13 protein-coding genes are annotated in these 15,155 nt (G+C 62.5%); 8 read left to right on the forward strand and 5 right to left on the reverse strand.

The genetic code is table 11. The annotated features are described in order from the left end of the window. Positions 1-41: 41 nt before the first annotated feature. Entirely contained in the window at positions 42-617 is a 576-nt protein-coding gene (locus tag ACWGO6_RS00760; protein WP_452325601.1) for a hypothetical protein, read from the reverse strand. Positions 618-939: 322 nt separating this feature from the next. Here ACWGO6_RS00760 and ACWGO6_RS00765 point away from each other — a divergent pair, with 322 nt between their 5' ends. The 4 genes from ACWGO6_RS00765 to ACWGO6_RS00780 all read left to right on the forward strand — a co-directional run bounded on the left by ACWGO6_RS00765 (position 940) and on the right by ACWGO6_RS00780 (position 7,978). After that, positions 940-1,674, forward strand: coding sequence for a hypothetical protein (locus ACWGO6_RS00765; RefSeq protein ID WP_452325602.1), 735 nt, complete (start codon positions 940-942; stop codon positions 1,672-1,674). A gap of 455 nt (positions 1,675-2,129) precedes the next feature. Beyond that, positions 2,130-2,894 carry a DUF6338 family protein gene (locus tag ACWGO6_RS00770; RefSeq protein WP_452325603.1) on the forward strand — a complete coding sequence of 255 codons (765 nt, stop codon included), beginning with the start codon at positions 2,130-2,132 and terminating at the stop codon, positions 2,892-2,894. Between the two features lie 395 nt (positions 2,895-3,289). Continuing rightward, the gene (locus ACWGO6_RS00775; protein WP_452325604.1) at positions 3,290-6,292 is read left to right on the forward strand and encodes a DEAD/DEAH box helicase; all 3,003 of its coding nucleotides are present in this window, start codon (positions 3,290-3,292) and stop codon (positions 6,290-6,292) included. 1,344 nt (positions 6,293-7,636) lie between these two features. Continuing rightward, positions 7,637-7,978 carry an LPXTG cell wall anchor domain-containing protein gene (locus ACWGO6_RS00780; RefSeq protein ID WP_452325605.1) on the forward strand — a complete coding sequence of 114 codons (342 nt, stop codon included), beginning with the start codon at positions 7,637-7,639 and terminating at the stop codon, positions 7,976-7,978. A gap of 56 nt (positions 7,979-8,034) precedes the next feature. On the opposite strand, the gene ACWGO6_RS00785 is transcribed toward ACWGO6_RS00780, so the two are convergent. Genes ACWGO6_RS00785 through ACWGO6_RS00795 form a run of 3 tightly spaced genes read right to left on the reverse strand, consistent with a single transcriptional unit; the run spans position 8,035 to position 11,234 of the window. After that, positions 8,035-10,392 (reverse strand): ATP-binding cassette domain-containing protein, encoded by a 2,358-nt coding sequence (locus ACWGO6_RS00785; protein ID WP_452325606.1) that lies wholly within the window; start codon positions 10,390-10,392, stop codon positions 8,035-8,037. Positions 10,393-10,419: 27 nt separating this feature from the next. Beyond that, positions 10,420-10,830, reverse strand: coding sequence for a VOC family protein (locus tag ACWGO6_RS00790; protein WP_136043915.1), 411 nt, complete (start codon positions 10,828-10,830; stop codon positions 10,420-10,422). A 5-nt stretch (positions 10,831-10,835) separates the two neighbouring features. Next, the gene (locus tag ACWGO6_RS00795) at positions 10,836-11,234 is read right to left on the reverse strand and encodes a helix-turn-helix transcriptional regulator (RefSeq protein ID WP_452326098.1); all 399 of its coding nucleotides are present in this window, start codon (positions 11,232-11,234) and stop codon (positions 10,836-10,838) included. 182 nt (positions 11,235-11,416) lie between these two features. Between ACWGO6_RS00795 and ACWGO6_RS00800 the strand changes: the two genes are divergently transcribed. Next, a complete protein-coding gene (locus tag ACWGO6_RS00800) occupies positions 11,417-12,013 on the forward strand; it encodes an HdeD family acid-resistance protein (protein WP_136043913.1) in 597 nt (198 codons plus the stop codon). A 65-nt stretch (positions 12,014-12,078) separates the two neighbouring features. On the opposite strand, the gene ACWGO6_RS00805 is transcribed toward ACWGO6_RS00800, so the two are convergent. After that, positions 12,079-12,843, reverse strand: a complete 765-nt coding sequence (locus tag ACWGO6_RS00805) for an SDR family oxidoreductase (RefSeq protein ID WP_452325607.1) — start codon at positions 12,841-12,843, stop codon at positions 12,079-12,081. Between the two features lie 122 nt (positions 12,844-12,965). Here ACWGO6_RS00805 and ACWGO6_RS00810 point away from each other — a divergent pair, with 122 nt between their 5' ends. From ACWGO6_RS00810 to ACWGO6_RS00820, 3 genes are read left to right on the forward strand one after another with little or no spacing between them, the layout of a single operon-like run. Continuing rightward, a complete protein-coding gene (locus ACWGO6_RS00810; protein WP_136043911.1) occupies positions 12,966-13,439 on the forward strand; it encodes an NfeD family protein in 474 nt (157 codons plus the stop codon). A 9-nt stretch (positions 13,440-13,448) separates the two neighbouring features. Then, positions 13,449-14,378, forward strand: coding sequence for an SPFH domain-containing protein (locus tag ACWGO6_RS00815; RefSeq protein ID WP_051662450.1), 930 nt, complete (start codon positions 13,449-13,451; stop codon positions 14,376-14,378). After that, complete coding sequence (locus tag ACWGO6_RS00820; protein ID WP_452325608.1) at positions 14,375-15,151, forward strand: glycerophosphodiester phosphodiesterase family protein; 777 nt, start codon at positions 14,375-14,377, stop codon at positions 15,149-15,151. Before ACWGO6_RS00815 ends, ACWGO6_RS00820 begins: the two co-directional genes overlap by 4 nt. Positions 15,152-15,155: the final 4 nt, after the last annotated feature.

Here is a 15,155-nt window from a genome sequence, read left to right on the forward strand (position 1 = left end):
CGGTGAGCCGAGGGTGTAATCTGCAGCATCTACTTCGGCGCTCAGCGCTCTGCGAGCAGTTCGATGGGGCGTGCCTCTCGGTGCCCGGCTGCGCTCTGCCAACTGATATTTCCCAGAGTGGGGTGTCGCCGCATGACCGCCTGTGCGACCGGGCCTCTCATCTCAGTGTCTTGGAGAATCGCATCGGCACTCGCACCCGCTGGAACGTCGCCGAGGATGAAAGTGGCATCTCCGCCCGGCGTCAGGATCTTCAGAACCGCATCGAAGGCGTCAGTGCTTCCGATGTTAGACATCCGGAGCGTCGGAGCCTGGTCAGCGCCAATATCCATCGGCCACTCTCCGCCCCAGCTCACGTCTCGCCTTTCGCTGTGTAGCGCGTGACGACGGCGTTCGAGCTCAAGACGCTCATCCATCGTGTCGCGCGCTGACCGCGCAATCGCATTGGCCTCGCCAAGCAGTTCAGTGCTCCTTCGCTGCGCGGCCACCGCCTCGTCCCTCGCCGACTTGGCCTCCCTCGAATCTGCGAGCGATGAGCGCGCCTGCACGAACGCCACGACCGTGGCGGCACCTGTCGCGGCCAACAGCGCGAAGTTTACGATGAGCATGGCGAGATCCATGGCGCGATCGTACTGGACGGCTCGACTCGAGTGTCGGGAATCCATACCCGTCGCCGGCTGAGGGACCACTCTTCCGGTCAGCTGGCGTGCTCCCTCCCTCTGGGGTACCTGCTTGAGAAAGCCTGCCGAAGGGACTGCACCCATCCGAGACTGGCAGCTTGCGTGTACCCCGTAAAATCGATGTCCGGGTCTTCGCCGATCACGGGATCGCCACAGCTAGGGTGGTCGAGGCAGGGTCAGCGTTGCGAGGCGTGGAACCATTGCTATCTAGGACGCCACCAACCTGCCGTCGACCGGTAGCAATTGAAAGTTCGGCACGAGCATGAAGCTCACATTCAAGAACGAACGCGACGTCGTCGATCTCGCCTCGGACGTTGCTGATTCAGCCGTGTGCTTTTACCCAGCGGAAAGCGAGTTGGCTCATAAGTTCCTGGCTGGCATTCGGAACGGGCACCTTGATCAACGTGAACGTCCCGACTTCGAGGACCTGACTTCGTCGATTCTCCTGGAAGCGATGGCGGTTGATGATCACCCGCGACCCGGCAAGAAAGATAGGACGCGAGCACGCGAAGGCGCAGTGCTCCGGGAGATCGCGGCGCTAGGACTTGACGTCCACGAGGACGCAACTGTGATGGCAGCGGTGAGCAGCGGACTACCCACAGACCAGGACCACAACTACGCGGCATACATCCAGCAATTCGCGCGCACCGTCTCTGACCACGCGCGCAAGGCTGACGCGTACCGGAGCGAACGCCTGGGTTTCAAGCTCGGGTTCCTAATCTTCGACGAAGCGACCGCCTACTTCGAAACGCTCGACGCATCCGGACGCTCGGGCATTGGGAGGCCACACTTCTGGTTTGCTGACTCAGAATTCGTGGAGGTGATGAGACACTCCGGAGCGGATTGCTTCGTTTGGGTCACACCGCATAAGCGCCTGCACACTGCCGATGCTGGAGAGATTCCGCTGCCGATGCTCACCATCATCGACGTCGCCTTACTGGCTCAAACTAGCTCCCGTGTCTACAGTGCAGAGCGTATGGTCTCTGCGGAGGTGTGAAGCTAGTTCGCGAGCGGCTTCGCCCCGGATCGGTTCGCGCCAGTCGCAAGCTTCTCGATTGCAAGGCTTACTCGCAAGGGCTCTCTGGGACGTCGGTCTCCCTCCCGGAGCCGAGGGACGAAACCTTTGACTAACCGGAGTCGTCGCCGACGAACTTCAACGATGGCCCGCCCGTCGGAACTACTCACAGTCGCGCGTCGGACGACAGGGCACCAGGAACCCTCACGTCCGCAAGAAACGCCCGACCGGTACAGTTGCTAGCGAGTGGCGTTCGGCGCTACGGCTGCCGGCGGCTTAGGAAGCTGAGAAGCAGGGCGGACGATGGCTTGGATCCGTCGGTTCACCGGTTGCTGGGCATGCTCAAGGTGGGTCTGGTTGTTCATCGTTTCCGTCGCCATGGTGCCCTCCAGCCGTCCTTGTGATCTGTATTCTACGACTGAAAGCTGAGTAACGGAATGCCAACGGATCTCGTCGGAGTGGCCTTCTACCTCCTACTGATCATCCCCGGAGTGGTGTTCTCGATCAGTCGAGAGCGGCATCGACCGAAAGTCAAGCGATCCGCGTTCCGCGAGACAGCTACAGCTGTTTTCGTCAGCGCCACCATCTTCGCGCTGTTCGCGCTGGCCGTCGCGTTGATGTCCATGGTCGACGTGACGATGCGCTCAGAGGTAACAGCGTTCCTCAAAGATCCGACCTCCTACACGCGAGCGCACTTCGATTGGTTCGTTATTGTGAGCACCGCAGCTCTTGGCGTGGCTGGTGTCGCAAGCTGGCTGGCAGGCGGGAAGAAAGCGCACGAGCTCACCTTCGGGCGATGGCAGGATGACCCCGACCGAGAATCCTGGGGCTACGTGTTCAATCGTTTTCCGGAGGCTCTGAACTTTGCGGGCGTGCAGCTGAAGGACGGGACCTGGGTCGAAGGCTACGTCGATACGTACGGGAACGTAGGCGAGGAGGGAGAGCCAAAGGCCCTAACTCTCCTGGGAAACATCTCGGTTCGGCCGCCAGGCGGAGAGCTGCAACCGTTCTCCGCCGAAACCATCGTCCTGAAAGACGATGAGATCACTTATCTGTCAGTCAGCTACGTTGCGGACGCGGATTCCGACTCAGACTCATCGCCTGCACGACCACGCGTCAGACTTCGCCTAGGAGTCGGAGCGATGGTGGTGGGGCTGCTGGCTCTGGGGTTCGTCGTCGGCGTGAGGTCGGCTGGCGGCTGAATTGCGCTTGCTCAAGCTCCGTCTGCTTCCGGCATCTCCTGAGATATGGCTAAGGGATTCACGCTGTCAGGCTGAGGAATACACGCTTAGCTTGAGATGCATACATCGCGATGCAGCATCGCTGCAGCGGCGGGTCGCCGAACGGCATGCAACTTACCGAGGAACTCGGCGGCCGCGAACTCTGCATCGGTCCACGTCCGATCTGGTTGGCTCTGGAAGTGGTTCGGGGTCATGTGAGAACGTAACCGTCGCGAACATATGGGCCTTCGACTTCGACTTCCCCTTCGCCGCCGCTCTCGCCAGGTTCGCCAGTCGGGCGCGGTAGTTTTCGATAACGTGAGCCTGGGGCGAAGTCGCCTGCAGAGACCGACACCTTGGGGAAGTAGAGCCGGTACATGACCATCAGGGAATCCACCGTAGGGAACAACGAGATTTGGTGGCTGGAAGACGGACGTGGTTCTCATGGCTGGCAGCCCGCGACGCCTCAGACCGTAACGGACTCCCTCGCCGGATGTTTCCGCTTTGCTAGCGAAGATGAAACCGGCCAGGGTTTGCGGGCGCCCCAGCTTGGAGCGTTGCACGCGATCCTCGCTCTACGGTCCACGGAGCGGACCGAGCCCATCACGATCGTCATGCCGACCGGAACCGGTAAGACCGAGACGATGTTGGCGGCGTTCGCGCACTCGCCTCGGAAGACCCTGGTCATCGTTCCGTCGGACGCGCTTCGAACACAGACGGCGAGGAAGTATGTCTCACTGGGCGTTCTTCCCGAGGTCGGAGCGCTCGAGGGTTCGTTCAAGTGCCCCATAGTTCTGGTCGTCAAGGCGGGCATTGCCGAGGTCGCCGAGGTCGACGCGGTTATGGACAGCGTCAACGTGGTCGTGGCGACTACTTCCGCGCTGAACGCGTTCGGCGACGATGCGCGCGCGAGGCTGTACGAACACTGCGAAGTCCTCGTAATCGATGAGGCACACCACGTCGCGGCGAAGACCTGGCGCGTGATTGAACGCATCTTCGCCGGCCGGGAAGTGCTTCAGTTCACGGCCACGCCATATCGTGAGGACGGGCAGCACCTAGGCGGATCGATCGCCTACGCATATCCCCTCAAGCTTGCCCAGCAACGCGGTTACTTCTCGCCGATCGAGTACACATCGACTATCGATCTGAGCGATCCTGACGGTGCGCTGGCGAGAGCTGCGGTGGAACGTCTTCGCAGTGATCTCGCGATGGGACTCGATCATGTCCTAATGGCACGAGTAGGAAGCGTGCGAAGGGTTGCGGAGCTTTTGCCTCACTACGAACGCATCGCGTCGGACCTCGGTCCGATGAGGCTCGACACCGGCCTGACCGCCGCCCAGCGCGCAACGAATCGATCGAGGCTTGACGATCGCACGAGCCGCATCGTCGTCTGCGTGAACATGCTGGGCGAGGGGTTCGACCTTCCTGCGCTGAAGGTGGCAGCGATCCATGACCCCCAGAGGAGCCTCGGTGTCACGCTTCAGTTCATTGGTCGCTTTACGCGGACCAGTTCGAATGGGAATCTTGGAACGGCTTCAGCTTTCGTGCCTCTCCAGATCGCGGGGATTGACGAACGACTACGACGACTTTATGGCGAGGACGCCGACTGGAATGAAGTCATCAGCGACCTCACCGAGCAGGTCGTTGGACGCGAGAGAGAGCGTACTGAGTTCGAGCGGTCGTTTGGCTCATCGCTCCCTCGCGAGGTTGCCATGCAATCGATTCACCCGAAAATGAGCACCGTTGTCTACTCGGCATCCGGCGCGACGTGGAAGCCGGAGTCCATATACGGTCTGTTTGAAGACCGACTGCTGACCACTCGTTTGGGCATCAACAACCGCGACAAGGTTGCATGGTGGGTATCTCGTGAGGTCTCTCCCGTTCGATGGGGTGAGTTTTCCCAGTTCAACGAACTGGTCCATCACCTCTACCTCGTATATCTCGACTCAGCCAGTGGCTTTCTCTACATCAACAGCACGAACAACGATTCCTACCATGAGGAGATAGCGGAGGCCATCGGCGGACCTTCAGTGCACCTCATCAAAGGCGACGCAGTCTATCGGGTGCTATCGCGGGTGAAGCGTCGAGTTCCTACCAACGTCGGATTGCTTGACTCTGTTAGTCGCAATCGCAGATTCTCCATGCATGTGGGCCAGGACGTCCTGAATGCTTGGAGGGGTGAAGGGGGAACGAAGATGAAGACCAACATCTTCGCCCATGGCTTCTCCGACGGGGAGCCGGTCAGTTTCGGCGCATCTCGAAAAGGGCGCGTTTGGAGCCATCAGCAAGCTCGCGACATCAATGACTGGGTTCGATGGGTGAAGGTGATTGGCCCGGTCATCACGGACGAGAGCATCAGCCTCGAATCCGTGATGTCGGGATTTTTGATCCCCGAACCTGCGACGGCTCGCCCCAACTCCGTGCCGCTCTCGATCGAGTGGCCTTACCAGGTGCAAGCGTCGATAAGCGATGCGCGGCAACTGGAGTTCGCGGGACGCAGCTTGTCTCTGCTCGAGGCCGACTTGGTGCTGACATCGCCTTCCAATGCGGGCACCCTTACGTTCGCGGTAAGCACTGCGGCTTGGTCTGTTGAATACCGATTCGAATTCTCAATCGATGGTGCGCCAAAGATCCATCCAACCGGCTCTGAAGAAGTTGACTATGTGACTTCGACGGCACGCATGCCTCTGAGCACACTCTTGTCGAAAGCCAACCCGTTCGTGATCTTCGAGGACCAGCTCGTTCTAGCCGAACAAGGGTACTTTTTACGTCCCGACCTTGAGCGTCGCTTGTTCAACAGAGAAGAGATCGAGGTCTTCGACTGGACCGGCATCAATCTCAGGAAAGAGTCTCAGACGCCTGAGCGACACCAGGATTCGATCCAGTACAGAGCCATCTCTCTAATCGATCAGCAGGTGGAGTGGGACATCATCATCGATGATGACGGCCCCGGTGAGCTTGCCGATGCGGTTTTTATCCGCCGTGCGGCCGACGAACTTCACGTACTTCTTGTTCATTGTAAGTTCTCCTCGCTGCCCTCCCCGGGAGCACGCATCACAGACCTCTACGAAGTCTGTGGCCAAGCGATGAAGATGAATCGCGCGAAGTCGCTCCCAGAACTACTAACTAAGCGACTGCTGCGTCGGGAGCAGACCCGCCAAGCCAATGGCCGGTCTGGCCTGATCAAGGGCTCCGCGCGTGACCTGGCGAATCTGGTAAGAGATGCGCGACTCTTCGATCTGAAGATCTCAGTAGGCATCGTCCAGCCTGGAATGTCGAAAGCACGTGCGAGTGAAGACATGCTCGCATTGCTCGGTGCGACAGACAGATTCCTTATCGACACTTTCGGTCAGCAGCTTAGAGTCATCGCAAGCGAGTAAGACCAGCGGGCAACGCTGTTCACACGCGGCCCGAACACGGTGGGGACGTAAGTCACGGCGATCGATCAGCAAGCGGCTTCGAATCCCACGCTCTGACCATCGGCGCTTCGACTCGCGGGTTCTGCGTCGCAACCCTCCGTGTCAACTCAGTACGCGATGATACGGGCGTGTGCCAGTCCGTCATTCACTAAAATCTGGCCGATCTCGCTTGTTCGTAGCGTTGTATTGCTGGTCAGCGGCGACGTGTCGACGTTCAGCCGGGACGATCTTGCCTCGCTCGACTTCCGCTGATGCGGACTCGAGTGCGTGGACGAGCGTCTTGTTCGAGAGCAGTCGTCGTTCGTAGTCCGAGATGACGGTGACGGGTTCGAGGATGACGGGCCAGCTCGCGGTTCAGCGTAGCGATTGCTCACCGCGTCATGAGATCAGACAGTTCTTTAGCCGCACTGGAGCTTGTAATCGCCGGAGCTGAGCTGAGCTGACGCAGCGGTGACATCCTTGGCCCCAGAGGCTTTGAAATACGAGACAACGCGGAACGTGTGCTGCCCGGTCCCATTGCATTTGTACTGGACACTTTTTTGCACCATGTTCCACGTGCCGAAACTCTCGAAGGCTTTAGTAACGGGAACCCAGAGCCACCCGTTATGCATGAAAACGATGGACCTGAAGTGCGTCTTGGTGACGGCTCCCCAACAACTAGAGATTGCTGGCTTCGCGCCCACTGAACCGGAGGGGAACCCCTGTCCGGATGATCTCTTCCACATTTGTCTCACCGCAAAATTACAATTTCCTACTACCGTCGCTCTCGTGGTCGCACCTGGCGTCGATTCAGGAGCGCCGATGCTCGTGTCGGACCCAAGTGCATCCATCTCCGCGTCCGTCATCACCACCGCATCAGCAGGAAGTGGTGTTCCATCCGGGTAGACGAGGTACTCGTAGGGAACGTCCGCCGAGCTCACCGCTACTGCGAATAAAGAGGCCCATCTGTTCCTGCGACCCGATAAGGCACAGAGACGGGGGTAAGCAGAACTGAGAGTCCGCTATCAGCCGCATACTTTTCCTGGAATTCGTACGCGTCGCTTTCGACGTCAAAAACGCCGATGAAACCAGGAGTTTCTTCCAAGTACACGATCCACACCATCATAAATGAAATGTATCACTTTCGACCTGGTGACCGCCCTCGGCTATCAGCGCCTTCGCCCCGCGTGACGATACTGTCAAGAACTTCTTCGTCATGAGCTATCTCCCTGAGTAACTGGAAGCTATAGCATCGCCGACCCGCAAGCTCCGTGTCTGTAGGACGTTCGGCCGACAGACAAAGCCCTGCCAACCGACTAAGGTCTCTTGGCTGCTCCGTCCATCGATCGAAGCCAGCCTGATGCACTCGGCACACTGACTTCGTCCGACCCCGCAGCGTCCGACTGGAGTGAGTCCGCCACGTTCACGGTCGCCGACGGCACCGTCGCGATCAGCCTGGAGAATCCGGTGACGGCGGTGCCGCCCAGCGAGCCGCCCGTCGACCCCGATACCCCGAGTGTTCCCGGGACGCCGAATGTGCCGACCGCAGCTGATGGGTCACTCGCCGTCACCGGTGCGGACTCCGGTCCCCTGTTGCTCATCGCTGCAGGCACGCTGCTGACGGGGGCTCTGCTTCTGGTGGTACGCAGAGTTCGCCGGAGGGACTGAGAGGCGAAGAGGCCTACGGAAACCGATCGGTTTCCGTAGGCCTCCTCCTCTACACGTCAGGCGCCGACGTACTCGGCGAGGTGCTCCCCCGTCACGGTCGACTTCTGGGATACCAGATCGCTCGGCGTTCCCTCGAACACGACCTTGCCGCCATCGTGGCCCGCACCGGGGCCGATGTCGATGATCCAGTCGGCATGCGCCATGACCGCCTGGTGGTGCTCGATGACGATCACGGTCTTTCCGGAGTCGACCAGTCGGTCCAGGAGTCCGAGGATCTTGTCGACATCCGCGAGGTGGAGGCCCGTGGTCGGTTCGTCGAGGACGTAGACGTCGCCCTTCTCCCCCATCTGTATCGCGAGCTTGATGCGCTGGCGTTCACCGCCCGACAACGTGGACAGCGGCTGTCCGAGCGACAGGTAGCCGAGCCCCACATCTTCCATGCGCCCGAGGATCGCCGTGGCTGCGGGGAGCTTGGCCTCGCCCTCACTGAAGAACAGCCGCGCCTCAGCGACCGGGAGGTCGAGCACCTCGGTGATGTCCTTGCCCGCGAGCTTGTACTCCAGGACGCCCGCCTGGAAGCGCTTGCCGCCGCAGTCCTCGCACGGCGTCTCGATCGTGTCCATGAAACCGAGTTCGGTGATGATGACGCCCGCGCCCTTGCAGGAAGGGCAGGCCCCCTCGGAATTGGCGCTGAACAGAGCCGGCTTCACGCCGTTGGCCTTCGCGAACGCCTTCCTGATCGGCTCGAGCAGCCCCGTGTACGTCGCAGGGTTGCTGCGCCGGGAGCCCTTGATCGCCGCCTGGTCGATCGCCACGACACCGTCGCGCTTCGACACCGAGCCGTGGATGAGTGAGCTCTTGCCCGACCCGGCGACACCGGTCACCACGGTGAGTACGCCGGTGGGAATGTCGACGTCGACGTTCTGCAGGTTGTTCGCCGTAGCGCCGCGCACCTCGATCGCACCAGACGCCGAGCGCACCGCATCCTTCAGCCGCGCCCGGTCATCGAGATGGTTGCCCGTCTTGGTGCCGCTCGTCTTCAGCCCCTCGACCGTGCCCTCGAAGCAGATCTCTCCACCGGCACTTCCGGCGCCGGGACCCAGATCGACCACATGATCGCCGATCACGATCGTCTCCGGCTTGTGCTCGACGACCAGGACGGTGTTGCCTTTGTCCCGCAGCTGGAGCAGGAGCCCGTTCATGCGCTGGATGTCGTGCGGGTGCAAACCGATCGTGGGCTCATCGAACACGTAGGTGATGTCGGTGAGGGACGAACCGAGGTGTCGCAGCATCTTGATCCGCTGCGCCTCTCCCCCGGACAACGTGCCCGACGGCCGCTCGAGACTCAGGTATCCGAGGCCGAGCGTCACGAACGCGTCGAGATTGGCACTGAGCGCCTGCAGCAGCGGGCCGGCTCCAGGCAGGTCGAGTCCACGCACCCAATCGGCGAGATCCGTGACCTGCATCCGGCACGCATCGGCGATGCTGATGCCATCGATCTTCGAGGAGCGGGCCCCCTCGGTCAGTCGCGTTCCGTCGCACTCCGGGCACACGGCAAAGGTCGCCACACGCTCCACGAAGGAGCGGATGTGCGGTTGCAGCGCGTCGAGGTCCTTCGAGAGCATCGCCTTCGTGATCTTCGGGATCAGACCCTCGTAGGTCATGTTGATCCCCGAGATCTTCACCTTCGTCACCTCGCCGTAAAGGAAGAGGTGACGCTGCTTCTCCGTGAACTGTGCGATCGGCTTGTCGGCCGGGTAGAACCCGGACTGAGAGAAGCCCTTCACCATCCAGCCGTCCGCGGTGTATCCCGGCACCATGATCGCGCCCTCGTCGAGAGACTTCGACTCGTCGACGATCTGCGCCAGGTCGAGGTCGGACACCGCTCCCCTGCCCTCGCATCGCGGACACATGCCACCGAGGTAGATCGCATCCTTGACGATCTTCTTCTCTCCGCCCGGGCCGGTCATCACCCCGCTCGCCTTCTGCGTGGGGATGTTGAAGGAGAATGCGGTCGGACCGCCGATATAGGGCTGGCCGAGCTTGCTGAACAGGATGCGCAGCATCGCATTCGCATCGGTGACCGTGCCGACCGTCGACCGCGGGTTGGCGCCGAGGCGCTCCTGATCGACGATGATCGCCGTGGTCAGCCCCTCCAGGACGTCGACGTCCGGGCGCGGCACCGACGGCATGAATCCCTGCACGAATGCGCTGTACGTCTCGTCGATCATGCGCCGGGACTCGGCAGCGATCGTGTCGAAGACGAGCGAGCTCTTCCCCGAGCCCGAGACGCCGGTGAAGACCGTCAGTCGCCGCTTCGGAATGTCGACGCTCACGTCCTTCAGATTGTTCTCACGCGCGCCCTGCACGCGGATCAGGTCATGGGTGTCGGCGGGGTGCTGATCGACGGTCATCTGCGTCCTTCGTGAATCGGTAGGTGTTCAGGCTGCCTGGTTGATACGCAGCAGGTTGCCCGCGGGATCGCGGAAGGCGCAGTCGCGCACGCCGTACGGTTGATCCATCGGCTCCTGTACGACGTCGGCACCGCCTTCGACGAGGCGCTCGAACAGGGCGTCGACATCGTCGCTCGCCAGAGTGAGCGCCGCATAGCTGCCCTTGGCGATGAGTTCCAGGATCGTCTGCCGCTCGGCATCCGTGATGCCGGGGTCGGTTGCCGGCGGATGCAGCACGATCGACGTCTCAGGCTGTCCCTCAGGACCGACCGTGAGCCAGCGCAGACCGTCGTACCCGACGTCGTTGCGCACCTCGAACCCGAGAGCATCTCGGTAGAAGGCGAGGGCTGCGTCAGCGTCGGTGTGCGGGAGGAAGGCGTAGTGGATGCTGATGTTCATGGTGTTCACGTTAGGTGCGCATGGGTGCGCGGTGCTTCTTGATTCCTGATCGGTCGGGTGACCTGTTTCGCCTGAAAGGACGGAATCCCTTCGACGTTCGCGGCGCGTTCACGGTACACGCTGGGTGCGACACCCACCAGCTCCGAGAACCTCGTGCTGAACGTGCCGAGCGACGAGCAGCCGACCTCGAAGCAGACCTCGGTCACGGTCAGGTCGCCCCTCCTCAGTAGCGCCATCGCTCGCTCGATCCGGCGGGTCATCAGATAGGAGTAGGGCGATTCGCCGTAGGCGTCCCGAAACTGCCGGCTCAGGTGACCCGCCGACATGTGCACTCCGCGCGCGAGCGCCTCGACGTCGAGAGGGTTCGCGTACTCCCGGTCGATGCGGTCCCTGACCTTCCGCATCACGGCGAGTTCGCGTAGGCGCGCATCATCCAGGGCTGTCACGACTCGATTTTGCCATGACGTTGCGAGTCCTGGGATGACTTCGAGAAACGCGGGTGAGGTCTCCTCCCCCATCGTGTGCCGCGAGGGCGCTACCCTGAGGGGGCATCCTCACAGGATCTTCTCAGAAAGGGGTCCCCACCATGTCTGAACCACTCACCCAGGCGAAATCGCTGTTCAAGTCGATCCGGGTCACATTGGCCGTCGCCGGCGTCCTCGCTCTCATCGCCGGAATCGTCCTGCTGGTCTGGCCGGTGAAGTCCGCTGTCATCGTGACTGCGATCTTCGCGTCGTACCTGGTCATCGCCGGTCTCGTCTACATCGGGCTCGGAATCTTCTCGGGCGCGAAGGGCGGATGGGCCCGTGTGGGGCACATCGTCCTCGGCCTGCTCTACGTCGTCGCCGGCGTCATCGCGTTCTTCAACCTGAGCGCGGCTGCAGCCACCCTCGCCTTCGTCGTCGTGATCTTCATCGGCGTCAGCTGGATCGTCGACGGTGTCGTCGCCCTGACGCTCCTCGGCAGCGATGGCTCGCGTGTATGGACCGTTCTGTACGCGATCCTCAGCATCATCGCGGGAATCATCGTGCTGTTCTCGCCGCTGATCGCCGGTTTCGCCTTCTGGCTGCTCCTCGGCATCTCGCTGATCGTGCTCGGGATCATCCAGATCGTGCGTGCGATCACGCTCGGCAAGGACGAGAAGGAATACGTCGCAGCCGTCAAGGGAGAGCCCGTCAGCTGACGACTCCCGATCGCCGAATCGGCCCCGCTCTGCATCAGCAGAACGGGGCCGATTCTCGTCTGGGGCTACTCTGCGACGAACGCGCTCACATCTCCGACGAGCCGCGTGTTGTCGGCGGGCACCGGATCCACCGCCGCCTTGGCGACCTCGGCCGCGAACTCGGAGACGTTGTAGAGCTTGCCGGCCGATTCGCGACGCTCGGCGATCGCGCCGGGGTTAGCGCGCTCGAGCAGGGTGGCCGTGATGGTCCCTTCGATCATGTCGCCGGAGACGACCGTGAAGCCGATCCCCTTCTCAGCGAGCCCGGGGATGAGTTCGCGCAGAGCATCCTCGCCCGCGCGCTTCGACAGCGCGACCGGCACGTACTCGGGCATCGTCGGCGTCGTGCGGATGAAGTGCGCCTGGTGGCTCGTGACGAACACGACACGCGCCCCGTCACCGAGCAGGGGGGCCGCAGCATTCAGCACGTTGAGCTGCGCATCCCGGTTGAGAGTGAGCGCGTAGTCCTCGGCCATCCCCGACTCCATGCCGCCGGAGGCGTTGAGCACGAGCACGTCCAGACGTCCGTACTCGGCGCGGATCGCGTCGAACATCTCCGCCACGGATGCGGGATCGGTGAGATCAGCCCCCACCACGAGCGCCCGACGACCGAGCTCGCGCAGCTGAGCGGCGAGCTTCTCGGCGCGCGGGGCCTTGTTGCGGAAGTTGATGACGACATCGGCGCCGGCCTCGGCGAGATAGCGGACGGTGTCTGCGCCGATCCCGCGTGATGAGCCGGTGACCAGTGCCACCTTGCCGTCCAGGGAACCTGCGGGAAGAACGTCGGTCACGGTGACTCCTCATGATGCGCGAAAAGGCCGTGATCGCACGGCCCACTCACACTATCAAGGGAGCGCAGTGGCACCCGGATCGGCGGTCCCCCGCGTGATACGTTGACCACAAAGGAGGCCGCATGGACAACTTCACGACTTTCGTCACGTTCATCGACCAATGGGCTTGGATCGGCTGGCTGGTCCTGATCGCCGTGTTCCTCGTCATCGAGATGCTCTCGCTGGACTTCACGTTCCTCATGCTCAGCTTCGGCAGCGTCGTCGGGCTGGTGACCGACCTGCTCGGCGTGCCGGTCTGGGTGCAGGTGATCATCGCGGCCGCGGCGGCTGCGGTCTTCATCCTCTTTCTCCGACCGCCGTTGCTCAAGCGCCTGCAGCGCGGGGAAGATCCCACCAAGTCCAATGTGGATGCTCTCGTCGATCTGCGCGGCATAGCGCTGGTCGAGATCACGCAGATCTCCGGCCAGGCGAAGCTCGCCAACGGCGACACCTGGACCGCGCGCACCGCCACCCCGGTCCCCATCCCGCAGGGAGCACCGATCGCCGTGAGCGCGATCAACGGCGCGACCGCCATCGTCCGACCCGTCAACGACTAGGAGAACCCCGTGGACGACGCATCGTTCATCCCCGCAGCGATCGGCTGGATACTCGCCATCGCCGTGATCATCTTCGTGGTGGTCACCGTCGCGCGCGCCATCCGGATCATCCCGCAGGCGACCGCCGGCGTGGTCGAGCGCCTCGGCCGGTATCACAAGACCCTCACTCCCGGACTCAACATCCTCGTCCCGTTCATCGACCGTCTCCGGCCGCTGATCGACATGCGCGAGCAGGTCGTCTCCTTCCCCCCTCAGCCGGTCATCACCGAGGACAACCTGGTCGTCTCGATCGACACGGTGGTGTATTTCCAGGTGACGGATGCCCGGGCGGCGACCTACGAGATCGCCAACTATCTCGGCGCGGTCGAGCAGCTCACCACGACGACGCTGCGAAACGTCGTCGGTGGCCTCAACCTCGAGGAAGCGCTCACCAGCCGTGACAACATCAACGGCCAGCTCCGCGTCGTGCTCGATGAGGCGACCGGCAAGTGGGGCATCCGCGTGGGACGAGTCGAACTGAAGGCGATCGATCCGCCCATCTCCATCCAGGACTCCATGGAGAAGCAGATGCGCGCAGAGCGGGATCGCCGCGCCGCGATCCTGACCGCGGAAGGCACCAAGCAGTCCGCGATCCTCGAGGCAGAGGGCGCCCGTCAGGCCGAGATCCTCCGCGCAGAGGGAGACAAGCAGGCCGCCGTGCTCCGCGCACAGGGCGAGGCCGAGGCCATTCAGAACGTCTTCACCGCTATCCACCAGGGTGCGCCCGACGACAAACTCCTGGCTTACCAGTATCTGCAGATGTTGCCGAAGATCAGCGAGGGGCAGTCCAACAAGCTGTGGATCATCCCGAGCGAACTGACCGAGGCGCTCAAGGGCATCGGCAGCGCGTTCACACCGAAGCCGGGCCAGGGCCCGACGAACACCCTTCCCGGCGCGTGACGCACCCGTACTTCATCAAGGCGCGGCATCCCCGAGTCCTCGCTCATCGCGGTCTGATCACCGCGGAGGGCGAGGACTCGGGCATCTGGGAGAACTCCGCCGTGGCATTCGCCGCCGCCCATGCTGCGGGCGTCGAGTACATCGAAACCGACTGTCAGGTGACGGCGGACGGCGACGTGGTGCTGTTCCACGACTCGACGCTCGAGCGGCTGGTCGGCGACACCCGAGCGGTACGTGAGGTCCGCACGCGAGAACTGCGAGAGATCTTCTCCGCCCACGGCGGGCTGCTCACTGTCGCGGAGGCGCTCGACTCCTTTCCCGAGGTCCGCTTCAACATCGATGTGAAGACGCCGACTGCCGTCGACCCACTCGGGCCGATCCTCGCCGAAGACACCCACCGCGTGCTCGTCACGAGTTTCTCGGACGCGAACCGCCGTGCGGCGGTCGCGTCCGTCCTGCGGGCGGGCGCCTCACTTCGGCCTGCGACATCCGGCGGAAGCCGGACGATCGCGGCACTGCGTGCGCTGTCCGCACTCCGCCTCTCCCCCGCGCGTGCCCTCCGCGAAATCGACGCGCTGCAGATTCCAGAGCGACACGGAGCTCTCACGGTGCTCACCCCCGCGCTCGTCCGCGCGGCCCACCGCCTCGGTGTCGAGATACATGTCTGGACCGTCAACGACGCCGGCGACATGCGCCGCCTCGTGGCTGCGGGAGTCGATGGCATCGTCTCGGATCGTGCTGACGTCGCACTTCGGGCCCTCGCTGCGGAGTAGCACC

Source organism: Microbacterium sp. NPDC055665, from assembly GCF_053618035.1.